General features: G+C 64.8%; 22 protein-coding genes. 21 read left to right on the top strand and 1 reads right to left on the bottom strand.

Annotation, left to right across the window (positions count from 1 at the left end; translation table 11 throughout):
- Nucleotides 1–38 precede the first annotated feature (38 nt).
- Genes OSH05_RS09760 through OSH05_RS09745 form a run of 4 tightly spaced genes read left to right on the top strand, consistent with a single transcriptional unit; the run spans nt 39 to nt 6,028 of the window.
- Nucleotides 39–2,816: a [protein-PII] uridylyltransferase gene (locus OSH05_RS09760; protein ID WP_104219581.1), complete on the top strand. Its 2,778-nt coding sequence runs from the start codon at nt 39–41 to the stop codon at nt 2,814–2,816.
- A 6-nt stretch (nt 2,817–2,822) separates the two neighbouring features.
- Entirely contained in the window at nt 2,823–4,385 is a 1,563-nt protein-coding gene (murJ, locus tag OSH05_RS09755; RefSeq protein WP_104219384.1) for a murein biosynthesis integral membrane protein MurJ, read from the top strand.
- Between the two features lie 60 nt (nt 4,386–4,445).
- Nucleotides 4,446–5,486, top strand: a complete 1,041-nt coding sequence (gene trpS / locus OSH05_RS09750; RefSeq protein ID WP_104219385.1) for a tryptophan--tRNA ligase — start codon at nt 4,446–4,448, stop codon at nt 5,484–5,486.
- A 50-nt stretch (nt 5,487–5,536) separates the two neighbouring features.
- Nucleotides 5,537–6,028 (top strand): universal stress protein, encoded by a 492-nt coding sequence (locus OSH05_RS09745; protein ID WP_104219386.1) that lies wholly within the window; start codon nt 5,537–5,539, stop codon nt 6,026–6,028.
- A 62-nt stretch (nt 6,029–6,090) separates the two neighbouring features.
- Here OSH05_RS09745 and OSH05_RS09740 read toward each other — a convergent pair whose 3' ends face one another.
- Nucleotides 6,091–7,728 carry an alkaline phosphatase PhoX gene (locus OSH05_RS09740; protein ID WP_104219387.1) on the bottom strand — a complete coding sequence of 546 codons (1,638 nt, stop codon included), beginning with the start codon at nt 7,726–7,728 and terminating at the stop codon, nt 6,091–6,093.
- 168 nt (nt 7,729–7,896) lie between these two features.
- On the opposite strand from OSH05_RS09740, the gene OSH05_RS09735 reads away from it, so the two are divergent.
- From OSH05_RS09735 to infB, 17 genes are all read left to right on the top strand, one after another.
- Complete coding sequence (locus OSH05_RS09735) at nt 7,897–8,454, top strand: NifU family protein (protein WP_104219388.1); 558 nt, start codon at nt 7,897–7,899, stop codon at nt 8,452–8,454.
- A 38-nt stretch (nt 8,455–8,492) separates the two neighbouring features.
- Complete coding sequence (gene tsaB, locus OSH05_RS09730; RefSeq protein ID WP_104219389.1) at nt 8,493–9,158, top strand: tRNA (adenosine(37)-N6)-threonylcarbamoyltransferase complex dimerization subunit type 1 TsaB; 666 nt, start codon at nt 8,493–8,495, stop codon at nt 9,156–9,158.
- On the top strand, nt 9,155–9,646 hold the full coding sequence (locus OSH05_RS09725) for a GNAT family N-acetyltransferase (RefSeq protein WP_104219390.1): 492 nt from the start codon (nt 9,155–9,157) through the stop codon (nt 9,644–9,646). Before tsaB ends, OSH05_RS09725 begins: the two co-directional genes overlap by 4 nt.
- A gap of 40 nt (nt 9,647–9,686) precedes the next feature.
- Nucleotides 9,687–10,130 (top strand): Fur family transcriptional regulator, encoded by a 444-nt coding sequence (locus tag OSH05_RS09720; protein WP_104219391.1) that lies wholly within the window; start codon nt 9,687–9,689, stop codon nt 10,128–10,130.
- A complete protein-coding gene (locus OSH05_RS09715; RefSeq protein ID WP_104219392.1) occupies nt 10,130–10,972 on the top strand; it encodes a lysophospholipid acyltransferase family protein in 843 nt (280 codons plus the stop codon). Before OSH05_RS09720 ends, OSH05_RS09715 begins: the two co-directional genes overlap by 1 nt.
- 53 nt (nt 10,973–11,025) lie before the next feature.
- On the top strand, nt 11,026–12,429 hold the full coding sequence (gene miaB / locus OSH05_RS09710; RefSeq protein WP_104219393.1) for a tRNA (N6-isopentenyl adenosine(37)-C2)-methylthiotransferase MiaB: 1,404 nt from the start codon (nt 11,026–11,028) through the stop codon (nt 12,427–12,429).
- A 50-nt stretch (nt 12,430–12,479) separates the two neighbouring features.
- Complete coding sequence (locus tag OSH05_RS09705; RefSeq protein ID WP_104219394.1) at nt 12,480–13,523, top strand: PhoH family protein; 1,044 nt, start codon at nt 12,480–12,482, stop codon at nt 13,521–13,523.
- Nucleotides 13,520–14,035, top strand: a complete 516-nt coding sequence (gene ybeY, locus OSH05_RS09700; protein WP_104219395.1) for an rRNA maturation RNase YbeY — start codon at nt 13,520–13,522, stop codon at nt 14,033–14,035. Before OSH05_RS09705 ends, ybeY begins: the two co-directional genes overlap by 4 nt.
- Nucleotides 14,036–14,046: 11 nt before the next feature.
- Nucleotides 14,047–15,024, top strand: a complete 978-nt coding sequence (locus tag OSH05_RS09695) for a hemolysin family protein (RefSeq protein WP_104219396.1) — start codon at nt 14,047–14,049, stop codon at nt 15,022–15,024.
- A 66-nt stretch (nt 15,025–15,090) separates the two neighbouring features.
- Nucleotides 15,091–16,734, top strand: a complete 1,644-nt coding sequence (gene lnt / locus OSH05_RS09690; protein ID WP_104219397.1) for an apolipoprotein N-acyltransferase — start codon at nt 15,091–15,093, stop codon at nt 16,732–16,734.
- Nucleotides 16,735–16,880: 146 nt separating this feature from the next.
- The gene (locus tag OSH05_RS09685; RefSeq protein ID WP_104219398.1) at nt 16,881–17,294 is read left to right on the top strand and encodes a helix-turn-helix domain-containing protein; all 414 of its coding nucleotides are present in this window, start codon (nt 16,881–16,883) and stop codon (nt 17,292–17,294) included.
- A 194-nt stretch (nt 17,295–17,488) separates the two neighbouring features.
- Entirely contained in the window at nt 17,489–18,679 is a 1,191-nt protein-coding gene (gene metK / locus OSH05_RS09680; protein ID WP_104219399.1) for a methionine adenosyltransferase, read from the top strand.
- On the top strand, nt 18,676–19,374 hold the full coding sequence (gene trmB, locus OSH05_RS09675) for a tRNA (guanosine(46)-N7)-methyltransferase TrmB (RefSeq protein ID WP_104219400.1): 699 nt from the start codon (nt 18,676–18,678) through the stop codon (nt 19,372–19,374). Before metK ends, trmB begins: the two co-directional genes overlap by 4 nt.
- 453 nt (nt 19,375–19,827) lie before the next feature.
- On the top strand, nt 19,828–20,445 hold the full coding sequence (rimP, locus tag OSH05_RS09670) for a ribosome maturation factor RimP (RefSeq protein WP_104219401.1): 618 nt from the start codon (nt 19,828–19,830) through the stop codon (nt 20,443–20,445).
- A 40-nt stretch (nt 20,446–20,485) separates the two neighbouring features.
- Nucleotides 20,486–22,081 (top strand): transcription termination factor NusA, encoded by a 1,596-nt coding sequence (nusA, locus tag OSH05_RS09665; protein ID WP_104219402.1) that lies wholly within the window; start codon nt 20,486–20,488, stop codon nt 22,079–22,081.
- Between the two features lie 28 nt (nt 22,082–22,109).
- Nucleotides 22,110–22,802, top strand: a complete 693-nt coding sequence (locus OSH05_RS09660) for an RNA-binding protein (protein WP_104219403.1) — start codon at nt 22,110–22,112, stop codon at nt 22,800–22,802.
- 7 nt (nt 22,803–22,809) lie between these two features.
- Entirely contained in the window at nt 22,810–25,500 is a 2,691-nt protein-coding gene (gene infB / locus OSH05_RS09655) for a translation initiation factor IF-2 (RefSeq protein ID WP_104219404.1), read from the top strand.
- The last annotated feature ends 15 nt before the right edge of the window (nt 25,501–25,515 follow it).

Raw genomic sequence — 25,515 nt, 5'->3', positions numbered from 1 at the left:
TTCCGAAAAATTCTCTTCTCTGGATGTCGCAGAACCCGATGATCCGATCCGACTCCGCGCTTGTCGACCGCGATGAACTCGCTGCCGAACTCGAGACGATCGCCACCCATTCGGAAAAATCACAGGTCCGCGCGGCCGCGCTGTCGCGGCTCAAGGACGTGATGAAGAAAGGCCGGGCGCGCGCCGAGCAAGATCTGCTGGCAGGCGGGCGCGGCAGCGTATGCGCGCGGCGACTTTCCGATCTCGTCGACGAAGTCATCGGCGCGATCTTTCAACTGGCGATCCGTCACGTCTATCCGGCGCAGAACCCTTCCTCGGCCGAGCGCATGGCGCTCGTCGCCGTGGGCGGCTATGGCCGCGGCATGCTGGCGCCGGGCTCCGACATCGATCTCCTGTTCCTGCTGCCCTACAAGCAGACACCCTGGGGCGAGAGCGTCGTCGAGTTCGTCCTCTACATGCTCTGGGACCTCGGCCTGAAGGTCGGCCATGCGACCCGCAACGTCGACGAGTGCATACGCCTCTCCGGCGGCGACATGACGATCCGGACGGCGATCCTCGAAGCCCGTTTTCTCTGGGGCGACGAAAAGCTGTTCGGTGAGCTTACCCTCCGTTTCGACGAGCAGGTGGTGCGGAACACCGGCCCGGCGTTCATCGCGGCCAAGCTTGCCGAGCGCGACGAACGTCACCGCCGCCAGGGTGCCTCGCGCTATGTCGTTGAGCCGAACGTGAAGGAGGGCAAGGGGGGCCTTCGCGACCTCCATACGCTGTTCTGGATCGCCAAATATTTCTACCGCGTGCGGTCCGGTGACGCGCTGGTCGAGGCCGGCGTCTTCTCTCGTTCCGAGTTGGCGCTCTTCCGCAAGTCGGAGGACTTTCTCTGGTCGGTGCGCTGCCACCTCCACTTTCTCACGGGCCGGGCCGAGGAACGGCTCTCCTTCGACCTTCAGCGCGAAATGGCGGTACGCCTCGGCTACACGTCCCATCCAGGGATGAAGGACGTCGAGCGCTTCATGAAGCACTATTTCCTCGTCGCGAAGGATGTCGGCGATCTGACGCTGATCTTCTGTTCGGCGCTGGAGGAAGAACACGCCAAGACGACGCCGAGGCTCAATCGCTTCTTCGGCATCGCGCCGCGCCGGAAGCTGAAGAAGATCCCCGGCACCACCGATTTCGTCGTCGAGCATGATCGCATCAACATGGCGGCCGCCAATGTCTTCGAGCGCGATCCGGCCAATCTGATCCGTCTCTTTCACCTGGCCGACAAGCACAACCTCGCCTTCCATCCCGATCTGATGAAGGCGGCGACCCGCTCGCTGAAGCTCATCGACGGAGAGATGCGCGAGGATCCTGTCGCGAACCGGCTTTTTCTGGAAGTCCTCTCCTCAAGAAGCCAGCCGGAGATCGTTCTTCGACGGATGAACGAGGCCGGCGTACTCGGCCGTTTCCTTCCCGATTTCGGCAAAATCGTCGCGATGATGCAGTTCAACATGTATCATCACTATACGGTCGACGAACATCTGATCCGTTCGATCGGCATCCTTTCGTCGATCGAGCGCGGCGAGCATGCGCAGGATCATCCGCTAGCTAGCAGCCTGATCCCGAATATCCAGGACCGCGTCGTGCTCTATGTGGCGATGCTCCTGCACGATGTCGCCAAGGGGCGGCCGGAGGATCATTCGATCGCCGGCGCGCGGGTCGCCCGCAAGCTCGGCCCGCGGCTTGGGTTGTCGCCCGCGCAGACCGAGACGGTGGCCTGGCTCATCGAGAACCACCTCCTGATGAGCATGACGGCGCAGTCGCGCGACCTTGGCGACCGCAAGACCATCCAGGATTTCGCGGCCGTCGTGCAGAGCCTGGAGCGGTTGAAGCTCCTGCTGATCCTGACGATCGCCGATATCTCCGCCGTCGGTCCTGGCGTCTGGAATGCCTGGAAGGGCCAGTTGCTGCGCACGCTCTACTACGAGACCGAGCCCTTGCTGACCGGCGGCCACAGCCAAATTTCGCGCGACAAGCGCGTCGCCGCGGCGCGGGCCGAGCTGGGCCATGCGCTGTCGGGGTGGTCGGCTCCCGATCGCGAGGCCTATCTGGAGCGGCACTACCCGGCCTATTGGATGCGCGTCGACCTGCCGCGCAAGATCGCCCATGCCGAAATGATCCGCGAGGCCGACGCGGCGGGCAAGACGCTCGCCACCGCCGTTTCCATGCGCCCCTTCGAGGGCGTCACCGAGATCACCATCTTCGCGCCAGACCATCCTCGCCTATTGTCGCTGATCGCGGGCGCCTGCACGGCCGCAGGCAGCAACATTGTCGATGCGCAGATCTTCACCACCACCGATGGCCGCGCCCTCGACACCATCGTCCTGCAGCGCGAGTTCGATTCGGACGAGGAGGAAGAGCGGCGGGGCTGGAAAGTCGGTGCTCTGATCGAGGACGCGCTGTCCGGGACCGTGGCGCTGCCCGAGGCGATCGCCCGCAAGGCCAAGCCGCGCGCCAAGATCAAGGCCTTCACGGTCAAGACCGAGATCCTGTTCGACAATTCCTGGTCCAACCAGTTCACCGTCATCGAAGCCTCGGGCATCGATCGGCCCGGCCTGCTCTACGACCTGACGCGTTCGATCTCGGACCTCAATCTCAACATCGCCTCCGCCCATGTGGCGACCTTCGGCGAGCGGGCCGTCGACGTCTTCTACGTCACCGACCTGATGGCGCGGAAGGTCACCAACGCCGCCCGCGAGGCGAATATCCGCCGCCGGCTGCAGCAGGTCTTCGAGGGCGATATCGCTGCCGATAAGTCATCCGCCCGCCGGACGGGATAACGGGCGGTGTCGCTCGCGCGCAATTTTGCGACGGTCGCGAGCTCCACGATGTCGAGCCGACTGCTCGGATTCGTGCGCGACATGTTCATGGCGGCGGCGCTTGGTACGGGGCCGGTCGCCGACGCTTTTCTCGTCGCCTTCCGCCTGCCCAATCTCTTTCGCCGCCTCTTTGCGGAAGGCGCGTTCTCCGCGGCCTTCATCCCGCTCTTCGCCCGCCGTCTGGAAGAGAGCGGCGACGAGGCGGCGCATCGATTTGCCGGCGAAGTATTATCGGCCTTCGCGCTGCTCCTCGTGATCGTCACGATCGTGGGCGAGATTTTCATGTCGCCGATCATCGGAGTTCTGGCACCGGGCTTTGCAGCCGACCCGGAGAAATTCGCGCTCGCCATCCTGCTGACGCGGATCGCGCTGCCCTATCTGGCGCTGATTTCGCTGCTCGCGCTCTATAGCGGCGTGCTGAATGCCCATGGGCGCTTTCTCGCCGCCGCCATGGCGCCGGCGCTGCTCAATGTGGTCCTGGTCGGCGCGCTGGCCTATGTGATCGTGACCGGGCGGCAGGATACGGAGCAAGCCGGTATCCTGCTGGCGGTGGCAACCCTGGTCGGCGGCCTCGCCCAGCTTCTCATGGTCGTTGTCGCGACCCGCCGGGCAGGGATCGACCTGCCCTTGCTTCGCCCGCGCCTGACTGCCGGGGTGCGGCGCCTGACGGCGCTCGCCGTCCCGGGTCTGATCGGTGGTGGCGTCACGCAGATCAACATCGTGATCGGCACGATGATCGCTTCCTTCGCTCCCGGCGCCATCGCGGTACTGGGCTATGCCGATCGCCTCTACCAGCTGCCACTCGGCATTGTCGGCGCCACCATCGCCGTCGTCGTGCTGCCCGATCTGTCGCGCCAGCTTCGTGCCGGTCGCGCCGATCTCGCCGCGGCGCTGCAGAACCGCAGCGTCGAATTCTCGATGGCGCTGACGCTTCCGGCGGCGGCGGGACTGTTCGCTCTGGCCGAGCCGATCGTCCGCATCATCTATGAGCGCGGCGCCTTCGATGCTGCCGATACGCTCGTCACGGCGCGAACGCTGATGGGCTTTGCGCTCGGCCTGCCGGCCTTCGTCCTGATCAAGGCGCTGTCGCCGGCCTATTTCGCCCGCGAGGACACGAAGACGCCGATGTGGTTCGCTGCCATCGCGGTGGCAATCAACGTCGCGGGCTCGCTGGCGCTGTTCCCCGTGTTGTCGGAAGTCGGCATCGCCCTCGCGACGTCACTCTCGGCCTGGGTGAATGCCGGCCTTTTGGGCGGATTGCTGCTTGTCCGTGGTCATTGGCAGCCGGACGCTCGGCTCCGCCGCTCGGCTCTCCTGCTCATCGTGGCCACGGCCGCCATGACCCTTGTTGCCCGGTCCGCCGCCGCGCTCGCCGAGCCGTTGCTTCGGACGCATGGCGGGCTCATTGCCGCGTTGACGTTGGCGGCGATCTGCCTCGGCGCCGCCGTGCTCTACGCGATGCTCTGCCAGTTTGCGCGCATCGTCGACTTTTCCGAGCTGATCCGCGTTCTGCGCGCGCGGCAAGGCTGAGCGGCGCTTGCGCGAGGCCTTTCGCCGCGCGATAAGGCGGCCGATCAACGGGGTTTCCTCATGACCGAATTCCAGCCGCGCGTCTTTTCCGGCGTCCAGCCGACCGGCAATCTGCATCTTGGTAATTATCTCGGCGCGATCGTCAATTTCGTCGCGCTGCAGGAGAGCCACGATTGCATCTATTGCGTCGTCGACATGCACGCGATCACGGTCTGGCAGGATCCCGCCGAGCTGTCGCGCCAGATCCGCGAGGTCACGGCCGCCTTCGTCGCGGCCGGTATCGATCCTGTGAAGCACATCGTCTTCAACCAGAGTCAGGTCTCGGTTCATGCCGAGCTCGCCTGGGTATTCAACTGTGTTGCCCGCATCGGCTGGATGAACCGGATGACGCAGTTCAAGGACAAGGCCGGCAAGGACAAGGAAAACGCCTCGCTCGGGCTCCTGGCCTATCCGAGCCTGATGGCGGCCGACATTCTCGCCTATAAGGCGACGCATGTTCCGGTCGGCGAGGACCAGAAGCAGCATCTCGAGCTGACGCGCGACATCGCGCAGAAGTTCAACAACGACTATGCCGGCTCGATCGCCGCGCATGGCTATGGTGATGCCTATTTCCCGATCACCGAGCCGCTGATCACCGGTCCGGCGACGCGGATCATGAGCCTGCGTGACGGCACTAAGAAGATGTCGAAATCCGATCCGTCGGATTATTCGCGCATCAACCTGACCGACGACGCCGACGGCATCGCCCAGAAGATCCGCAAGGCCAAGACCGATGCCGACGCGCTGCCGAGCGAGGTCGAAGGCCTCAAGGGACGTCCGGAGGCGGATAATCTCGTCGGCATCTACGCGGCGTTGTCGGGCCTTGCGAAGCCGGATGTGCTGAGCCAGTTCGGCGGCCAGCCATTCTCCGCCTTCAAGCCGGCCCTGGCCGATCTGGCCGTGGAGAAGCTGGGCCCGGTCGGCGGCGAGATGCGCCGGCTGATGGGCGACCCTGGCCATATCGACCAGATTCTCGCCAATGGCGCCGCCCGTGCCGAGGCGATAGCCCGGCCGATCATGGACGGCGTCAAGGATATCGTCGGCTTCATCCGCCGCAACTGATCCCTCGCCCTCGCCTTGCGGGGGTGACCGGCGAGTGGCAGCATAGAGCGATGCTGAAGCGCAGAAGCACCGAGGCCGGACACCGGCGCAAGTTCCTGGCCGTAATCGACGACAGCCCCGAATGTTCGCGCGCGGTCGTCTATGCCGCCCGAAGGGCCGAGCGAACCAGCGGTGCCCTGGCCTTGCTTTATGTGATCGAACCGCCCGGCTTCCACGATTGGATCGGCGTCGAGAACATCATGCGTGCCGAGGCGTCGGAGGAGGCGGAAAAGGCACTGGCCCGCTTCGCCGATCTCGCACGGCGCCATTCTTCCGTCGAGCCGGAGCTGGTGATCCGCGAGGGCGCGCGGGCCGAGCAGGTCAATCACCTCATCGCCGAGGACGAGGACATCGCGATCCTGGTGCTGGCCGCCGGCATCGACAAGGAAGGGCCAGGCCCGCTCGTCACCGCGATCGCCGGGCGCCTTGCGGGCACCTTTCCGGTGCCGATCACCATCGTTCCGGGTGCCCTGACGGACGAGGAAATCGCCGCCATCGCCTGACAGCGGACGCAAAAAAAGGGCGCCCGAAGGCGCCCTTTCCGTTTTCCGATCGGCTCGGGTGACTACATCTTCTTCGCCTTGGCTTCGTCCTTCTTTGACGATGCCGGATCTTGGACGATCTCGAAGGTGATGTTGCGGCCATGCTGGCGGGTATAGAACACGCGCCAGCCATTTTCGAACGGTGTCGGGACAGCGGTGCCGATCAGGCCTTCGACTGTCGGATTGCCGTCGGAGACGTGAATGCCGGTGATCTCGTTGTCACCGTCATTCTGGAAGCCCTCGGCCGAGGTGAGCGCCTCGTCGATCGTCGCCATGTCGTCGCGGCCCTGGCTCAGGAAGCGAACCGGATCCGGCGTGCTCGCCTTCGCATAATCAGCCGTCACGTCGACGATATAGCCGGAGTCGAAGGCGTTGCGCTGCATGTGCAGCTTGTCGCCGGCATCCTCGACGACGAGCAGCTGCGTGTCGTTGAGGAAAGAGAGATTGTCGAAGCCCGTGCGGGTCGCATCGCCGCGATAGACGAGCGCGACCGTCGCCCTGTCGGGGTTCTTCTTCGACTGGGCGATCTTGAACACGCCGCCGAACCCGCCGAAATCAACGCCGGCCTCGGTCTTGGCGTTGGTGTCGCCGGTTGCCGTGAAATAGAACTCCTTGAAGCTCGTTCCCGGACGGAACTGGCCGTTTTCGGGGCGCTTGAACGGCGTGCCGCCCGCCTTCTTGGCGAGATCGTTGGCGTCGAAGGCCTCGGCCGGATGCTCGTCGCTGTCGCGGATCGTGACCCACTTCGCCGGCAGCTCGTTGCCATAGGTGTAGAGGGTCTTCTGGTTCGGCGAGAGGATGTCGCCGTCGATGTCGTCCTTGTGGAAGACGACCGGCTGCGACTGGGCGTCGAGCACCTGCAGCACCTGCAGCTTGCCGCCGAGCGAGAGGTTCGTCTTGTCCTTCGGCACGAAGCGATAGACGAAGGAGTTCGGCTGCTTGGCGTTCTTCGTCTTCGGGCCACCCTTGCCGCCGGCGTCCTCGACCAGCCAGAGCGAGCCGTCCGCATCGACTTCAACGCCTTCATACGCGGCGCGGCCGGTGAAGGCGGAGAGGTCGACGACCTTGGAGGGGAAATCGACCGTCGCGGCCCAGACGCCGCCATCCGTGCCTTCCTCGGAGGTCAGCAGCAGCATCTTGGCGAAGGGGTCCCAGGCCGAGCCGTCGATCAGCGGCAGCGGCTTGCCATCGACATCGGTGTCGGCCATCAGCGTGACGCGATGCGCCTTCGACGCGTCGAGATTGATGCGGGTCAGGCCGCCGCGCGACACGCCGTTCTCGTCTTTCGGGCCGCTCTCATGACCCTGGAAAACGAAATGGGTGCCATACTTGACGCCCTTGGCCGGGCCGGTCGCGCCCTCGAGCACGAGGTAGGTATTCTTGTCGGGCTCGGTCTTGGAAGCCTCGACATTGTGGTCCTTCGACTGAACCGCGCCCTTGGCCGGGACCAGCGGGCCGTCCTTGCCATAGCCGTAATAGCCGAGATATTTCGACGGATTCTCGAGCTTGAACGCGCCTTCGGCGACGGGGACCTGCGAGAGACCCGGCGACAGAACGTCTTCCGCAGGCTTGACCTGCGCGGAGCCGAGCTTGATCGGATCGGCGAGAGCGGGTAGCGAGAGAGCGACAAGCGCGCTGGTCGCGAGCAATATGATCTTCATGGTCGTAAAGTCCCCGTGGTGGCGAGAGAACATCCCGATAGGCTCGGTCTGTTGCGTTCCCATGACAGGCGCCGACCTTGCGATGGATCTCTGTCCTGGCCTTGAAGGCGGACCGGCGATCCATCACATTATGGCTTTGAAGAATTCCAAGGTGACGTGAGGCCCAAAATGTTCATCCAGACCGAAGCGACACCCAATCCGTCGACGCTCAAGTTTCTCCCCGGTCGCCCCGTCCTGCCCGATGGCACGGCGGAATTCCGGGATTCGTCCGAGGCAGGCCGTTCGCCGCTGGCCGAGCGCATCTTCTCCGTATCCGGCGTATCGGGCGTGTTTCTCGGTCACGACTTCATCAGCGTGACCAAGAACGAAGGGGAATGGCAGCATCTGAAGCCGGCCCTCCTCGGCGCGATCATGGAACATTTTGTCGCCGGTGCGCCCGTTATGGCGGCTGCCGAGCCGTCCGACAGCGGTTCCGAGTTCTTCGAGGCCGAAGACGCCGAAACGGTCGAGACGATCAAGGAACTGATCGAGACCCGAGTTCGTCCGGCCGTCGCCCAGGATGGCGGCGACATCACCTTCCAGGGCTATCGCGACGGCATCGTCTATCTGAACATGCGCGGTTCCTGCGCCGGCTGCCCTTCCTCGACGGCGACGCTGAAGAACGGCATCCAGAACCTGCTTCGTCATTTCATCCCCGAAGTGCGGGAAGTCCAGGCGGTAGGCTGAGGCTCGACAGCTCGGGCTGACGCGGCTATCTCGTCCGCATGATTGTGCTGGCCATCGATACCGCGCTTGAGGACTGCTCCGTGGCGATCGGCCAGGGCTCGGATATTCGTTTGTCCGAGCGCACGATCGGGCGTGGTCATGCCGAGATCCTTATGCCAGCCACAGCCGCGCTTCTGGCCGAAGCGGGGCTGTCCGCACGCGATCTTGACCGCATTGCCGTCTCGACAGGCCCCGGCTCCTTCACTGGGCTTCGTGTCGGGATCGCCGCCGCCCGCGGTCTTGGCCTCGCCTTGGATATTCCCGTGATCGGCATTCCAACGCTCAAGGCCCATGCCGTGCTGGCGTCCAAGATGCGCGATTCGGTTTCGGCCCCGAATCGGCCGATCCTGGCGCTGCTTCCAGCCCGTGCCGACGAGCTCTATGGGCAAGTCTTCTCGGGCGAAGGCGATCCGCTGGGGCCTCTCACTGTTGCCAACGCGGGGCGCTTCGGCGAGTTGGCGCCCGAGGGCAGCTACGATGTCGCTGGTGCTGGCGCGGCGCTGCTCGGCGCGGCGTTCGCCCCGATTCACCTTCGCTCGGCACCTTCCATCGCGACGCTGCTCGACCTTGGCGCCGCGCTTTCTCCCGATGCGTTTCCTCCGGCGCCTGTCTATGGCAAGCCGCCGGATGCCATTCCTCATAGCGGCGGGATTGCCCGGCGATGATCGAACTGTTGCCAAGGCCACGGATTTTCTTCGACGAGGTGCGCGATGCCGCCGATCTCGAGGCGCTTGCCACCATCCATGCCGAAGGCTTTCGCCGCGGCTGGAGCGTCGATGAGTTCGAGAGCCTGCTCGCCGACGACACCGTCCGCTGCATCCTGCTGCGCCGCGAATCGGTGATTGGCTGGCGCCGGATTCTCGGCTTCGTCATCGCCCGCAACACGGCCGGCGAGGCCGAGATACTTACTGTCGCCGTTTTGCTCGGGCGCCGTGGGCAGGGTTTCGGCCGCCGGCTGATGGATGAATTGCTGCGTCGTCTCTATGCTGACAGGGCCGCCGAGGTGTTCCTGGAGGTCGATGAGAGCAATCCACCCGCCATCGCGCTCTATCGCCGTCTAGGCTTTGTCGAAGTCGGCCGACGGAAGGGCTATTATCGCGGTGCCGATGGCCGGGAGAGCGGCGCGCTTGTCTTGCGGTTGCAACTTCACTAAGCGGCTGTCACCCTTTCTGTAGAGTTGAAGGACGGGCGGCATGGAAGAGAACACGCCGATACAGACGCTCGAGGAGGCATGCGCCGCCAAGGGCATGCGCATGACGGAGCAGCGGCGGGTGATCGCGCGCGTCCTCGATGCCGCCACGGATCACCCCGACGTCGAGGAGGTCTATCGGCGCGCCTTCGCGATCGACGCCCGCATCTCGATTTCGACCGTCTACCGGACGGTGAAGCTGTTCGAGGACGCGGGCATCATCGAGCGCCACGATTTCCGAGACGGCCGCAGCCGTTATGAGACCGTGTCGGAAGAGCATCACGACCACTTGATCGATCTTCGCTCGGGCGAGGTCATCGAATTCCGCAGCGAGGAAATCGAAGCGCTGCAGGAGATGATCGCCAAGCGTCTCGGTTTCCGGTTGGTCGGCCACCGTCTTGAGCTTTACGCCCTCCCGCTGACCGATCCCCCCAAGGAAACCCATTGATGGCTCGACTGCGCGTTGGTCTTGTCCTGCTGGTCCTCGCGCTGACGACCCTCGTTTTGCTGCCTCTGCAGCTGGTCGCCATCCGCTTTTCCGCATCGCTCGCGGGACGGATCCCGATGTGGTGGCAACGCGTCGCTGCCTTCTGCCTGGGCCTGAAGGTAACGATCCAGGGCGCCCCGGCGTCGGAAAGGCCACTCCTCATCCTCTCGAATCACGTTTCCTGGCTCGATATCGTCACCCTGGGAAGCGTGCTTCCGGTTTCCTTCATCGCGAAAAGCGAGGTCGGGACCTGGCCGGTGGTGAAATGGCTCGCCCGCCTGCAGCGGAGCGTCTTCATCGATCGCACCCGTCGCGGCTCGGCACCGGCCTCGAACGAGGCGATCGCCGCGCGTCTCGTCGCCGGCGATGCCATCGTGCTGTTTGCCGAAGGCACGACCGATGACGGCATCTCGGTTCTGCCCTTCCGCAGTGCGCTCGTCGGTGCCGCGCGGCACGCTACCGGCCCCGACGCCGAGGTCGTCGTCCAGCCCGTGGCGATCGTCTACACGGCGTTGCAGGGCTTGGCGATCGGGCGACAGCGCATGGCCGACGTTGCCTGGCACGGCGACATGGATCTAGCGCCCCATCTCACCGGCCTGATCTGCGTTGGATCGATCGACGCGGTCGTCGTCTTTGGAACGCCGATCGCCTTCGGGCCTGAAACGGACCGCAAAGTCGTTGCCGCCGCGGCGGAAGCCGAGGTCCGCCGCATGGTCCGGGCCGTGAGGGCCGGGCGCAACAGACCGCCGGTTCCGCCGCCGACGGCACCGGCGCCTATTCTCAGCGTCACGGAAAGCGGCTAGGAAGGGTCAAGGGATGCAACCAGCGTTCCGCCCCTTGCCATTCACCGGGATCGATGACCGGAATTCGAGAACCAAAGCGCGTCTTCATCAAGACCTATGGCTGCCAGATGAATGTCTACGATTCCGATCGTATGGCGGACTCACTGGCGGTTGAGGGCTACCAGCAGACGGATCGTGTCGAGGATGCCGACCTCGTCCTGCTCAATACCTGCCATATCCGCGAGAAGGCGGCGGAGAAGGTGTATTCCGAGCTTGGCCGCGTCCGTCTCCTGAAGGAGGAAGCGGCGCGGGCCGGTCGGCGCGTTGTCGTCGGCGTCGCAGGCTGCGTTGCGCAGGCCGAAGGATCGGAGATCGCGCGCCGCGCGCCCGTTGTCGATTTGGTCGTCGGGCCGCAATCCTATCAGCACCTGCCGGCGCTCTTGCGCGACGTCGAGCGCGGCGGCCGCCCGGTCGAGACCGAGTTCGCCATAGCCGAGAAATTCGAGCGCCTTCCTGCCGCCGCGGCCGCGCGTACCCGATCGCGCGGCGTCACGGCCTTCCTGACCATTCAGGAGGGCTGCGACAAGTTCTGCACCTTCTGCGTCGTGCCCTATACGCGCGGTGCCGAGGTGTCGCGCCCGGTGTCGCGGATCGTCGAGGAAGCCCAGCGGCTCGCCGAGGCGGGCGTGCGCGAGGTGACGCTGCTCGGCCAGAACGTCAACGCCTGGCATGGGCTTGGCGATGATGGCAGCGAATGGGGGCTGGGACGGTTGCTCTTTCGCCTCGCCGAGATTCCCGGACTCGACCGGCTGCGCTATACGACGAGCCATCCGCGCGACATGGACGACGCGTTGATCGCGGCCCATCGGGATCTGCCGGCGCTGATGCCCTATCTGCATCTGCCGGTTCAGTCGGGCTCGGATCGCATTCTCGCCGCGATGAACCGCCGCCACCGCGCCGACGATTATTTCCGCCTCGTCGACCGCATCCGCGACATTCGGCCGGATATCGCGCTCTCTTCGGATTTCATCGTCGGTTTCCCGGGCGAGACCGATGCCGATTTCGAGGCGACGATGCATCTCGTCGAGCGCGTCGGCTATTGCGCCGCTTATTCCTTCAAATATAGCGCCCGTCCCGGCACGCCGGCCGCCGGCCTTACGGATTTCGTTGCCGATCCGATCGCGAGCGAGCGGCTTTCCGGGCTGCAGGCGCTCATCCTCGATCAGCAGACGGCGTTCAACCGTTCCAAGGTCGGAACGTCGATGGACGTGCTCTTCGAGCGGGCGGGCCGCCAGCCGGGCCAGATCATGGGCCGCTCCCCCTATCTGCAGGCGGTGCAGCTCGATGGCGACGCCAGCTGGATCGGCAAGATAGGCCGCGTCTCGATCGCGTCACTCGGCAGCAACTCTCTCTTCGGCGAGCGCATCGAGGCGCTTGCGAGGCATCGCCCGTCCGTATCTCTGGAGGTCACGACGTGAACGCACGCTCCTCGACGCCCCCGAGGCCGCCCGGTGGCACGGTATCGGAGATGTCGCATGCCTCCGATATCGCCCATGTGGTGATCGGTTTCGACGACAATCGCCTCGCCAGCGAACTGTTCGGCCAGTTCGACCAGAACCTCGCCATTCTCGAGCAGAAGCTCGGCATCGAGGCGGTGGCGCGTGGCAATCAGCTGACCATCCGGGGACGTCCGGAGGCCTGCGCGCAAGCCCGCCTTGCGCTTGACCTGCTCTACATCCGCCTGCAGCAGGGGCACGAGATTGGCCCGGCCGATGTCGAGGGCGCCGTCCGGATGGCCGAGACCGCCGACGAGCAGCTCAGCCTGCCGAGCTTCGAGCCGAAGGGCCGCCTCGCCATGGCTCAGATCTCGACGCGCCGGCGCACGATCATGGCCCGCAATCCGGCGCAGGACGCCTATATCCGGGCGATGGACCGCTCCGAGATGGTGTTCGGCATCGGGCCGGCCGGAACGGGCAAGACCTATCTGGCCGTGGCCTATGCGGCGGCGCTGATCGAGCGCGGCGACGTCTCACGCCTCATCCTGTCGCGTCCGGCTGTGGAGGCGGGCGAGCGGCTCGGCTTCTTGCCCGGCGACATGAAGGAGAAGGTCGATCCCTATTTGCGTCCGCTCTATGACGCGCTCTACGACATGATGCCGCCCGACAAGGTCGAGCGCGGCCTGACGTCGGGCATGATTGAGGTGGCGCCGCTTGCCTTCATGCGCGGCCGTACGCTCGCTAATGCCGTGGTGATCCTCGACGAGGCCCAGAACACGACCTCGATGCAGATGAAGATGTTCCTGACGCGTCTGGGCGAAGGCTCGCGCATGATCATCACCGGCGATCCGACCCAGGTCGACCTGCCGAACGGCCAGGTTTCGGGCTTGGCCGAGGCGGCGGATCTGCTGCGTGACGTGCCCGGCATCGTGCAGATCCGCTTCACGGATGTCGACGTCGTCCGCCATCCGCTCGTCGGCCGCATCGTCCGCGCCTATGACGCCGCGTCGCGGGTCACGCCACCGCACCGCTCGGCCGGCTCGCATGGCGGCGGTGGTTTCGGGAGCGCCGGATGACGTCCGAGTTGCCGATCGCGGTCGATCTCCTGGTCGAATCCGGGAACTGGCCGGGCGATCCGGACCTGGCCCGACTCGTGGCCGATGTCGTTGAGGCCAGTATTGCCGTGGGCGGCCTGCGCTTCGTCGAAGGCTCCGAGCTCTCCGTTGTGTTCACCGACGACGCGCATGTCCGCGCGCTGAATGCGCAGTACCGCGAGAAGGACCGGACGACCAACGTCCTGTCGTTTCCGGGCACGCCCCCGGGCCGCAAACGGTTCGGGCCGCTGCTCGGCGATATCGTGATCGCGCAGGAGACCGTGTCGGCCGAAGCGGAAGCCGAAGGGCTTTCCTTCGACCACCATCTCACTCACTTGGTCGTGCACGGCTTGCTTCACCTGTTCGGGCATGATCATCTGGAAGATGCCGAGGCGGAGCGTATGGAAGCTCTGGAAGCGAAGATACTCGGCAGATTGGGTATCGCCGACCCCTATGCCGGTTCCGACCCGGACGGCGGCGACCCACACCACTAGATAGCAGGACGATGACCGACACCGACACGCCCGGCCCGGGCGCCGAAGCGAATTCCGAACCGCAGAGTAGCCAGGCCTTCGCGCCCGAGCGGGAGGTGGAAAAGAGCAGCGAAAGCTGGTTCGATCGCCTCCGACAGGCCGTGGGCTTGAAGCCGTCCATATCCCTGCGCGACAATATCGAGGATGCGCTTCAGGCGGAGGGGGCGGAGGCCGCCTTCTCAGAAGAAGAGCGGCGCATGCTCCGCAACATCCTGCATCTGCGCGAGGTCCGCGTCGACGACGTGATGGTGCCGCGCGCCGATATCCTTGCCCTGGACGTCGACATGACCGTCGGCGAGGCGCTGAAGGGCTTCAAGGAGTCCGGTCATTCGCGCATGCCGGTCTACCGTGAATCGCTCGACGATGTGATCGGGATGATCCACATCAAGGATCTGATGGACCGCATCCTCTCCAAGGCACTGACGGAGTCCGGCCTCGAACTCGCCCGCGTCGATCTTCAGGTCAAGCTCGCCGACGCCGACATCGTTCGCCGCGTCCTCTTTGTCCCGCCCTCGATGCAGGCTGCCACCATGCTCTCGACGATGCAGGCGAACCGAGTCCAGATGGCACTCGTCATCGACGAATATGGTGGTACGGACGGCCTCGTTTCGCTGGAGGATGTGGTGGAGATCGTCTTCGGCGAGATCGAGGACGAGCATGACGAGGAAGAGGCGCCGCAGATCGTCCGCGAGGCGGATGGCAGCTACCTCGCCGACGCGCGAGCCGATCTCGACGAGTTCGAGGCGACGGTCGGAACCCGTCTCGATCTCGGCTCCGAGCATGATGATGTCGACACCGTCGGCGGCCTTGTCTTCACCCTGCTTGGCCGCATTCCGCTGGCTGGCGAACGCGTCGAGATTCCCGGCGGCCTCGAATTCGAGATCCTGGATTCCGACCCTCGCCGCGTAAAGCGCCTCCGCATTCGCCGCAGCGACGCGGCCGCCGCTTGACGGGCGGCGCCCGCTCGCTCATCCCTCCATAGTCTGCCTCTTTTCACGAAGTTTCGAGGAATCTCCATGCCGAACGGGTCCGCCATCCGGCGCGCCGCGCTCGAATTCGGCCATTTCGTCCTGTTGAGCTGGGGCTGGCGTCGGCTGGCGTTGGCGATCGGAGCCGGCGCGTTTTCGTCGCTCGGACTTGCGCCGCTCGGCTGGTTTCCCGTCCTGTGGGTGACGGTTCCGGTATTCGTCTGGCTTCTCGACGGCTGCATCGCCGAGCCACGGGCGGGGGTTCGGGCAAGCCTCGGCCCAGCCTTCGCGGTCGGCTGGGGCTTTGGTTTCGGCTATTTCCTCGGCGGCCTCTGGTGGATCGGCGCGGCCTTCCTCGCCGATGCGGGGGCGTTTCTCTGGCTCATGCCCATCGCCGTCGTCGCGTTGCCCGCGGGTCTGGCGCTGTTCTGGGGCGTCGCGACTGCGGTCGCTCGGCGCTTCTTCTGGTCGGAGGGCTGGCCCCGGATCGTCGTTCTGGCCATTGCGCTCAGCCTCACGGAATGGCTTCGGGGACATGTGCTCACTGGGTTCCCCTGGAACGCGCTCGGCTATGTCCTGACGCCGACACCGCTCTTCATGCAGATCGCTTCCCTTATCGGCATCTGGGGTGTGACGCTGCTGGCGGTGCTGGTCTTCGCGGCGCCGGCTCTGGTGATCGGCCCCTCGTCCCGCGTCCGCCGCGGTGACCCTGCCGCCTTCGCATTCATTCTTCTGCTGCTCCTGGCGGATATTGCCTTCGGCGCCTATCGCCTCGCGCTGGCTGACGGGGCCGTCGTCGATAGCGTCCGCCTCCGATTGGTCCAGCCCGCCATCGCGCAGGACGAAAAGTGGTCGCCGGAGCATGAAAGCGATGTGATGGCGCGCTATCTGAGCCTCTCCGCCACCGGCATGACCGAGAGCGGCCCGGCCCCGTTCACGGTGCTCATCTGGCCGGAGACCGCTTTCCCCTTCTACCTGACCGACCGGCCCAATGCGCTCGCCGCGATAGGCGCTTTGTTGCCTCCAGGCACCACATTGCTGACAGGTGCCGCGCGGGCAGAACCCGATATTGACGGCATCGACGGCGCCCGGGTCTTCAACAGCCTCTATGTCATCGGTGATGACGGAACGATCCGCGATGCCTTCGACAAGGTCCATCTTGTTCCGTTTGGAGAATATCTTCCCTTCGAGGGCTGGTTACGGCAGCTCGGCTTCCGCCAGATGGTGGCATTGCCGGGCGGCTTCGATCCGGGTCGTCGCCTGCGCACCTTGCCACTGGAGCATGCACCCTCCTTCGGCCCGCTCATCTGCTATGAGATTATCTTTCCCGGGGCCGTCACCGATCCTGCCAATCGGCCGTCCTGGTTCGTGAACGTCACCAATGACGGCTGGTTCGGCGATACGCCCGGACCGCGCCAGCACCTGCAGCAGGCGGTCGTGCGGGCGGTTGAAGAGGGCCTTCCGGTCGCGCGTGCCGCCAATTCCGGCATCTCGGCGATCATCGACCCCTATGGTCGGATCCTGGCCCGGCGCGAAGTCGGGGAGGCGGGGATCGTAGACGGGCCGCTGCCGAAGCCGCTGAGCCAGACGATCTATTCACGGTTTGGTGATGCAGTCTATCTTGCGTTATGCCTATTGTCCGCAGCCGTTGCGGCTACTGGAAGTTTCACTAGAACTAAACGTCGCAATTGACAGCATGTCGGATGGGCTTCATTTTGACGCCGTGGGGCTTACGTCCACCGCCGCAAAAGCGATGGACCGAGACTGTTGTTCGACACGTGTAGAGGTAGGATTGGATCCGTCCTCGCTCGCGCATACCCGTTTTTATAGGTGAGCCCTTGATGGTCAATAAGAAGCAGCCCAACCCGATCGACATCCATGTTGGAAGCCGCGTGCGTCTTCGACGCATGATGCAGAGCATGAGCCAGGAACGGTTGGGCGAGAGCCTCGGCATCACCTTTCAGCAGATCCAGAAATATGAGAAGGGCACCAACCGCATCGGCGCGAGCCGGCTCCAGCACATTGCTTCCGTTCTGGAGGTTCCGGTTTCCTTCTTCTTCGAGGATGCTCCGGGGGCTTCGACGGAAGCTGGGTTTGCCGAGTCCCGTCCTGCGGCCTTCGTGACCGATTTTCTCGCCAGCGCCGAAGGGCTGCAGCTCAACAAGGCCTTTGTACGCATCAAGGATGCCAAGGTGCGCCGGCGCATCGTCGAACTCGTGCGTTCGATTGCGGGCGAGGAAGCGACCGACTGAACGGAGCCGGGCGGAGTATTGGCTGGCGCAAACGTTTTGCGGGGCTTGCGGCCGCGTTGGAACGCCGTTTCGGCTGCAGGCAATCTTCCGGAAACCGCGGCAATCTCGCTTGACCGATAGAATGATCGGGTTAAAAGCGTTCGTCTGTTGCCAGGGTGAACGACCCGGCCGAACCTTGTGCGGGGTCTTTCTAAGTGTCCAGGACGTCCTATCTGTTCACGAGTGAATCCGTTTCCGAAGGCCACCCCGACAAGGTCTGTGACAGAATATCCGATGAAGTGGTCGATGCCTTTTTCCGGATCGGACCGGAACAGGGCTGGGATCCTTCGCATCTGCGCGTCGCCTGCGAGACGCTTGCGACCACCAATCGCGTCGTGATCGCGGGCGAAACGCGCGGCCCCTCGGCGATCACACGCGACTTCGTCGCGCACACGGCACGGCTCGCGATCCGGGACATCGGCTACGAGCAGGCCGGCTTCCATTGGGAGACGGCCGCTATCGACGTGCATCTGCACGCGCAGTCGGTCGATATCGCGGTCGGCGTCGATTCCGCCGGCAACAAGGATGAAGGCGCCGGCGATCAGGGCATCATGTTCGGCTATGCCTGCTCCGAGACGCCGGAGCTCATGCCGGCTCCGATCTTCTATGCTCATCGCATCCTGAAGCGTCTGTCGGAAGCCAGGCGCACCGGCGAGACGCGGGCGCTCGGCCCGGACGCCAAGAGCCAGGTCACGGTTCGCTATGAGGATGGCAAGCCGGTCGAGGTGACGCAGATCGTGCTCTCGACCCAGCATCTGGACGAGCACCTGACCTCGCATGACGTCCGCGCGATCGTCGAACCCTATATCCGCGAAGCGCTTCCCGAAGGTTGGATCTCGCCGTCGACGATCTGGCACGTCAATCCCACCGGCAAGTTCGTGATCGGCGGCCCGGATGGCGACGCCGGCCTCACTGGCCGCAAGATCATCGTCGACACCTATGGTGGCGCGGCTCCCCATGGCGGCGGCGCGTTTTCGGGTAAGGATCCGACCAAGGTCGACCGGTCCGCTGCCTATGCGGCGCGCTATCTCGCCAAGAATGTCGTGGCCTCCGGCGTCGCCGGCCGCTGCACGATCCAGCTCTCCTATGCGATCGGCGTGTCGCAGCCCCTGTCGATCTATGTCGATCTGCATGGCACGGGGCAGGTCGAGGAAGCGCAGCTGGAAAGGGCGCTGGCAGAGGTCATGGACCTGTCGCCGCGCGGCATCCGCGAGCATCTCGATCTCAATCGGCCGATCTATGCCCGCACCTCGGCCTATGGCCATTTCGGCCGCCCGCCGGAGGCCGATGGCGGCTTCTCGTGGGAGCGGACGGATCTCGCAGAACGGCTTCGCAAGGCGCTGTGAGCGACACGGAAATCGGTCAGCGCCGCGATTCCTTCTTCGGGCGCCGCAAGGGTCATACGCTTCGTGCCGGCCGTGCCGACACGCTGGAACGCGTGCTCGGCCGCCTGGAACTCGATCTATCGCAGCCCCCGCCCGAGCGGCTCGAAAAACTGTTCGAGGTCCCCGTCGGTTCAGTGGTACTTGAGATTGGCTTCGGTGGCGGCGAGCATCTCCTCCACCGTGCGGTCGAAGCACCCGCGATCGGCCGCATCGGCGTCGAGCCGTTCCTGAACGGGATGGCCAAGGCGGCCACCGCGATCGAGGAACGCGGCGTCCGCAATCTGCGTCTCTTCAGCCGGGACGCCGCGGAACTGCTGGATTGGCTGCCGTCCGAGAGCCTCGCCGCAATCGATCTGCTCTATCCAGATCCATGGCCGAAGTTCAAGCACTGGAAGCGGCGCTTCGTTTCGGCAAAGAATGTCGAGCGCTTTGCTCGGGTCCTGAAGCCCGGGGGACTGTTCCGCTTCGCTTCCGACATCGACAGCTATGTCGAATGGACGCTGCTGCATCTGCGCGACGCCCCCGCCTTCGAGTGGCTGGCCCAGGATGCGGACGATTGGCGCACGCCTTTCCCGGGCTGGCCCGGCACGCGCTATGAGGCAAAAGCGATCCGCGAGGGTCGGCGCGGAACCTATCTGACCTTCAAGAGGCGCTGACAGCACTCCGACGGCGTCCAAGCCAACGGGGAACCGGCTCGCCAGGAAGCAAGCGGACCCTGGCCCAGTTCTAGTTCTGCACCAGATAGGGCAGCGCCAGGATCCAGGTGCCGGCGACGGAGAGCAGCAGGAAAGCGACGAAGCGGATGAGAACGGACTGCATCGGTTACGCAACTCTAGGGAGGAGGGGGTGCCGGTCGACGAAGGACTATCCCGGCATGCTTTGCGAATCGTTACGAAACGCTGCTCAAATTAGAATAATCCGCATGACGCGCCAGTGAACGCTGTCACAGGCGCCATCGGATCATTTCAAAGTCCCCAGCTTTCGGGTCGCTTGCATTTGAGCGCGTCTCGGCCTATAGCGCTTGTCATTCATCTCAAACGATCGGTTCGTTAGAGAGTGGACCCGCCGGGCCCGCTCCTTTCGGTCTACGCCGATCGTCAAGACGGAGGATGCGGCGCTTGGCCGACAGCAGTTCCGAGATCGAGGTTCGCATCGTCGTCGAGACGGGACTCGATGCCCGCATCGCTGCGATCGTCGAGCCGGTCGTCGAAGGACTCGGCTATCGCCTGGTCCGCGTGAAGACCTCGCGCCGTAACGGCCTCACCCTCCAGATCATGGCGGAGCGGCCTGACGGGACGATGACGGTAACCGATTGCGAGGCGATCAGCCGCGATCTGTCGCCGGCGCTCGACGTCGATGATCCGATCGCCGAGGCCTACCATCTTGAAGTATCGTCGCCCGGCATCGACCGTCCGCTGGTAAGGCGTTCCGATTTCGAGCGCTGGTCCGGTCATGTCGCCAAGATAGAACTGGCCATTCCGATCGAGGGTCGTCGCCGGTTCCGCGGCACCTTGCTCGGTCTGGAGGGCGATGAGATCGGCGTGAAGATCGACGACGCCCAGCCGGACGCACCGGATCGTTTTCGCCTGCCGCTTTCGGCGATCGGCGAAGCGAAGCTCGTCCTGACGGACGCGCTGATTGAGGACACCCTTGTCCAGACCAAGGCGGCGAGAAGCGTCGCCGGGCTGGATGACGAGGACTTAACCGACGAGTCGTCCGACGCCTGAGGCGGGACGCTTGTTCAGACGTTAAAGTGGAGACAGGACGATGGCAGTCAGCGCCAACCGGCTGGAACTCTTGCAGATCGCCGACGCGGTCGCCCGCGAGAAGGTGATCGATCGCCAGATCGTCATCGCCGCCATGGAAGATGCGATCCAGAAGGCAGCCCGCTCGCGCTACGGTTCCGAGACAGACGTGCGCGCCGAGATCAATCCGAAGACCGGCGAGATCCGGCTCCAGCGCCTGCTTCAGGTCGTGGAGACGGTCGATAATCCGGCGGTCGAGGTGTCCCTTGAAGTAGCGACCGACCAGAACCCCGCCGCCCGCATCGGCGACTACATCGCCGAGCCGCTTCCCCCGATGGATTTCGGCCGCATCGCGGCGCAGTCGGCCAAGCAGGTCATCGTCCAGAAGGTTCGTGAGGCCGAGCGCGATCGCCAGTTCGACGAATACAAGGATCGGATCGGCGAGATCGTCAACGGCTCGGTCAAGCGCGTCGAATATGGCAATGTCATTGTCGATCTCGGCCGCGGCGAGGGCATCGTGCGCCGTGACGAGCTGGTTCCGCGCGAAGTCTTCCGCTATGGCGACCGCATTCGCTCCTACGTCTACGACGTGCGGCGCGAGCAGCGCGGCCCGCAGATCTTCCTCTCCCGCACGCACCCGCAATTCATGGCGAAACTCTTCGCCCAGGAAGTGCCGGAGATCTATGACGGCATCATCGAGGTGAAGGCGGTTGCCCGCGATCCGGGTTCGCGCGCCAAGATGGCCGTGATCTCGCGCGACAGCTCGATCGATCCGGTTGGCGCCTGCGTCGGAATGCGTGGCAGCCGCGTCCAGGCGGTGGTGAACGAGCTTCAGGGCGAGAAGATCGACATCATTCCCTGGTCCGGCGACCCGGCCACCTTCATCGTCAATGCCTTGCAGCCGGCCGAAGTCGCCAAGGTCGTGCTGGACGAAGACGCCGAGCGTATTGAAGTTGTCGTCCCCGATGACCAATTGTCGCTTGCGATCGGACGGCGTGGCCAGAACGTGCGCCTCGCTTCGCAGCTTACCGGCTGGGACATCGACATTCTGACGGAGCAGGAAGAGTCCGAGCGCCGGCAGAAGGAATTCCAGGAGCGGTCCACCCTCTTCAACACGGCGCTCGACGCCGACGAGGTCGTGGGCCAGCTGCTGGCATCGGAAGGCTTCGCCTCGCTGGAGGAGATCGCCTTCGTCGCACCGGAAGAACTCGCTTCGATCGAAGGCTTCGACGAAGAGACGGCCGGCGAGCTTCAGCAGCGCGCCCGCGACTATCTGGAGCGTCTCGAAGCCGAGCACGACGAGGAGCGTCGCAAGCTGGGCGTTGAGGACGATCTGCTCGAACTGCCCGCCATGACCTCCTCGATGCTGGTCGCGCTTGGCAAGGACGGCATCAAGACGATGGATGATTTCGCCGGAAGTGTTCCGGACGATCTGGTCGGATGGGCGGAACGAAACGATGGCGAGACGAAGCGTCATTCGGGCCTGCTCGACAAGTTCGGGCTGACCCGAGCCGACGCCGAGGCGATGATCATGGCCGCACGCGTGAAGGCGGGATGGATCACCGAGGAAGAGGCGGCCGCCGAGGTTCAGGAGACGGAGGAAGAGAGCGGGTCTTGAACCCGTCTCTCTTCTTGCGGAGGTAGTTTTGGCGAGCCGCAACGAGCCCTTGATCCGAAGCTGCGTCGTCTCGCGCCTCGCGATGCCGACGGACCGGATGATACGTTTCGTGCTCGATCCGGAGGGCCGGGTGGTTCCCGATCTTCGCCGCCGGCTTCCTGGAAGGGGAGTCTGGGTGACGGCGCGGTGGGAGATCCTGGCCGCGGCGGAGCGCAAGAAGGTTTTCTCGCGCGGGTTTCGCGTCGAGGCGAAGGTCGAGCCCGGCCTTGCCGATCGCGTCGACAGCCTGCTGGAGGATGCAGCGTTGCAGTCGCTGTCCTTCGCGCGAAAGGCCGGTGAGATCCTCACCGGCTTTGCGAAGGTCGAGGCGGCGATTGCCAGGGATGCCGTGATCGCCATCGTTCAGGCCAAGGAAGCCGGCGATGACGGGCGCGAAAAGATCGAGGCGGCGCTTCGGCGGCGCTTTGGAAAGGCCAATTCCGTTCCGATTGTCCGAATCTTTGCTTCCGGACAATTGGATTTGGCATTAGGCCGGTCAAATGTGATACATGCTGCTCTGCTCGCGGGCCGGGCGAGCGAAAATGCTATGGAGCGTGTCGCAACGCTCGCCCGTTTTCGAGGCGAAGACGGGCTTGTCGGCATTGGCGACGGCTCCGAGACAGAACCGCCGGAAATGCCCGAGAAGAACGCGCCGGGAGCGGCGCAGGACCCGCAGGACTAAAGACCGAATGAACGATACGAGCAATAGCGGCGACAAGGATGTTGGCGGCGCGAAGAAGACGCTGAGCCTCAAGGGCCGTGACCTCGAGCGTGGGACAGTCAGGCAGAGCTTCTCGCACGGGCGGACGAACACCGTCGTCGTGGAGAAGAAGAAGCGTGTCCTGATCCCGGGCAAGAGTGAAACGCCGCCGACGGTAGCCGCCGCGCCAAGCGCGCCCGCGCCGGCGTCGCAGCGCCCTGCTGGCGCTCCGCCTTCGCAGACCCGCACCATCCAGTCCACACAGGTTCGCCCGACGCCGGCCGCTCCGCAGCCGCGCCAGCAGCCGCGTGGCGGCATGGTGTTGCGTCAGCTTTCAACCGATGAACTCGACGCCCGCGCCAAGGCGTTGGCCGGGGCGCGTGTCCGCGATGCGGAAGAGCGTCGCCAGGCGGAGGAAGATGCGCGCCGCCGTGCCGAGGAAGAGATTCGCCTCGCCAAGGAGCGCGAGGAGGCCGCGAAGCGTCAGGCTGAAGAGGATGCACGCCGTCTCGTTGAGGCCGCGGTTCGCGAAAAGTCCGAAGAGGCCGCGCGTCGGCGTCTCGGCGAAAGCGAAGCCGCGCGTCCGCAGGGAACGGTCCAGCCGTCTCGTACCGCACCGACCCAGCGCGACCCCAATGCTACCGAAAAGCCGGCGAGCCGCACGGCCGCTCCGGGCGCGGCGCGGCCTTCCGGTCGCGACGAGGAGGAGGATCGCTCCGGCGGCCTGCGTCCTTCCACGTCCAAGCGCCCCAAGGCCGTTGATCCCAAGCCCGTCAAGAAGGAAGACGCCAAGCCGCGCGGCCGCCTGACGCTTTCGAATGCGCTGGATGATTCCGAGCGTGAGCGTTCGCTCGCCTCGGTCCGCCGCCGCCGCGAAAGGGAACGGGCCCGCCAGATGGCGCAGGGACCGCGCGAGAAGATTTCTCGTGAGGTCATCCTTCCGGAAACGATCACCATCGGCGATCTTGCCAACCGCATGGCAGAGCGCGCCGTCGACGTGATCAAGTTCCTGATGAAGCAGGGCCAGCTCCTGAAGGCGACCGACGTGATCGACGCCGACATGGCGCAGCTGATCGCCGAGGATATGGGCCATACCGTCCGCCGCGTCGCCGAATCCGACGTCGAGGAAGGTCTGTTCGACCGCAACCGCGTCGAGGATGACGTCGAGCGGCGTCCGCCGGTCGTCACCATCATGGGCCATGTCGACCACGGCAAGACGTCGCTGCTCGACGCGATCCGCAAGACCAGCGTCGTCTCCGGCGAAGCCGGCGGCATCACGCAGCACATCGGTGCCTATCAGGTCGAGCAGGACGGGGAGAAGATCACCTTCATCGATACCCCCGGTCACGCCGCCTTCACGGCAATGCGCCAGCGCGGCGCACGGGCGACGGATATCGTCGTCCTCGTGGTGGCCGCGGATGACGGCGTCATGCCGCAGACGATCGAGGCGATCAACCATGCTCGCGCCGCCAAGGTGCCGATCATCGTGGCGATCAACAAGATCGACAAGCCGGACGCCGATCCGCAGCGGGTTCGCACCGAGTTGCTGCAGCATGAGGTCTTCGTCGAAACCATGGGCGGCGAGACGCTCGACGTCGAAGTCTCGGCCAAGACCGGCCTCAATCTCGACAGGCTGCTGGAGACGATCCTGCTGCAGGCCGAAGTTCTCGATCTCAAGGCCGATCCCCGCCGCGTTGCGGACGGCGTCGTCATCGAGGCCAAGCTCGACAAGGGTCGCGGTCCGGTTGCGACCGTTCTGGTCCAGGGCGGCACGCTGCATCCGGGCGACATCGTCGTGGCCGGCTCCGAGTGGGGCCGCGTCCGCGCGTTGATCGACGACCACGGCAAGACCGTATCGGAGGCGGCGCCTTCGATGCCGGTCGAGGTGCTCGGCTTCCAGGCGGCTCCCGAGGCCGGCGATCGTTTCGCCGTCGTCGAGAATGAGGCGCGGGCTCGCGAAATCGCGGACTATCGCGCTCGCCAGAAGCGCGAGAAGGCGGTTGCCCGCCAGACCAGCGCCCGTGGCTCGCTGACCGAAATGATGAACCAGCGCCAGAGTGCCGGGCTCAAGGAGTTCACGATCGTCATCAAGGGTGACGTTCAGGGCTCGGTCGAGGCCATCATCGGTGCGCTGGAGGCGCTCGGAACTTCCGAGGTCGCTGCCCGGATCCTGCATGCAGGCGTCGGCGGCATCACGGAGTCCGACGTCACGCTCGCCGCAGCCTCGAATGCGGCGATCTTCGGCTTCAACGTTCGCGCCAACAAGCAGGCGCGTGACGTATCGGACCGCGACGGCATCGAGATCCGCTACTACAACGTCATCTACGATCTCGTCGACGACGTGAAGGCGGCGATGTCCGGCCTGCTGACGCCGGAGCGGCGCGAGACGATGCTTGGCAATGCGGAGATCCTCGAGATCTTCCACATCACCAAGGTCGGCAAGGTCGCGGGTTGCCGCGTCACCGACGGCACGGTCGAGCGCGGCGCCAATGTCCGCCTCATCCGCGAGAACGTCGTCATCCACGAGGGCAAGCTCTCGACGCTCAAGCGCTTCAAGGACGAAGTCAAGGAAGTGCCGGCGGGCCAGGAATGCGGCATGGCCTTCGAGAAATACGAAGACATGCGTGCCGGCGACGTCATCGAGTGCTATCGCGTCGAGGAGATCAAGCGGTCGCTCTAACGAGCGACCGTGCGG

This window comes from Kaistia algarum, assembly GCF_026343945.1.
GTDB lineage: Bacteria > Pseudomonadota > Alphaproteobacteria > Rhizobiales > Kaistiaceae > Kaistia > Kaistia algarum.
This window is presented reverse-complemented; position numbering and strand designations above follow the sequence as displayed.

Coding starts and splice junctions, on each gene's coding strand:
- OSH05_RS09695 (WP_104219396.1), top strand. CDS start 14,047: ATGACCGACACCGACACGCCCGGCCCGGGCGCCGAAGCGAATTCCGAA.
- OSH05_RS09740 (WP_104219387.1), bottom strand. CDS start 7,728: ATGAAGATCATATTGCTCGCGACCAGCGCGCTTGTCGCTCTCTCGCTA.
- trpS (WP_104219385.1), top strand. CDS start 4,446: ATGACCGAATTCCAGCCGCGCGTCTTTTCCGGCGTCCAGCCGACCGGC.
- OSH05_RS09705 (WP_104219394.1), top strand. CDS start 12,480: ATGTCGCATGCCTCCGATATCGCCCATGTGGTGATCGGTTTCGACGAC.
- infB (WP_104219404.1), top strand. CDS start 22,810: ATGAACGATACGAGCAATAGCGGCGACAAGGATGTTGGCGGCGCGAAG.
- ybeY (WP_104219395.1), top strand. CDS start 13,520: ATGACGTCCGAGTTGCCGATCGCGGTCGATCTCCTGGTCGAATCCGGG.
- OSH05_RS09725 (WP_104219390.1), top strand. CDS start 9,155: ATGATCGAACTGTTGCCAAGGCCACGGATTTTCTTCGACGAGGTGCGC.
- tsaB (WP_104219389.1), top strand. CDS start 8,493: ATGATTGTGCTGGCCATCGATACCGCGCTTGAGGACTGCTCCGTGGCG.
- OSH05_RS09720 (WP_104219391.1), top strand. CDS start 9,687: ATGGAAGAGAACACGCCGATACAGACGCTCGAGGAGGCATGCGCCGCC.
- OSH05_RS09735 (WP_104219388.1), top strand. CDS start 7,897: ATGTTCATCCAGACCGAAGCGACACCCAATCCGTCGACGCTCAAGTTT.
- OSH05_RS09745 (WP_104219386.1), top strand. CDS start 5,537: ATGCTGAAGCGCAGAAGCACCGAGGCCGGACACCGGCGCAAGTTCCTG.
- OSH05_RS09760 (WP_104219581.1), top strand. CDS start 39: ATGATCCGATCCGACTCCGCGCTTGTCGACCGCGATGAACTCGCTGCC.
- rimP (WP_104219401.1), top strand. CDS start 19,828: ATGCGGCGCTTGGCCGACAGCAGTTCCGAGATCGAGGTTCGCATCGTC.
- miaB (WP_104219393.1), top strand. CDS start 11,026: ATGACCGGAATTCGAGAACCAAAGCGCGTCTTCATCAAGACCTATGGC.
- nusA (WP_104219402.1), top strand. CDS start 20,486: ATGGCAGTCAGCGCCAACCGGCTGGAACTCTTGCAGATCGCCGACGCG.
- lnt (WP_104219397.1), top strand. CDS start 15,091: ATGCCGAACGGGTCCGCCATCCGGCGCGCCGCGCTCGAATTCGGCCAT.
- OSH05_RS09715 (WP_104219392.1), top strand. CDS start 10,130: ATGGCTCGACTGCGCGTTGGTCTTGTCCTGCTGGTCCTCGCGCTGACG.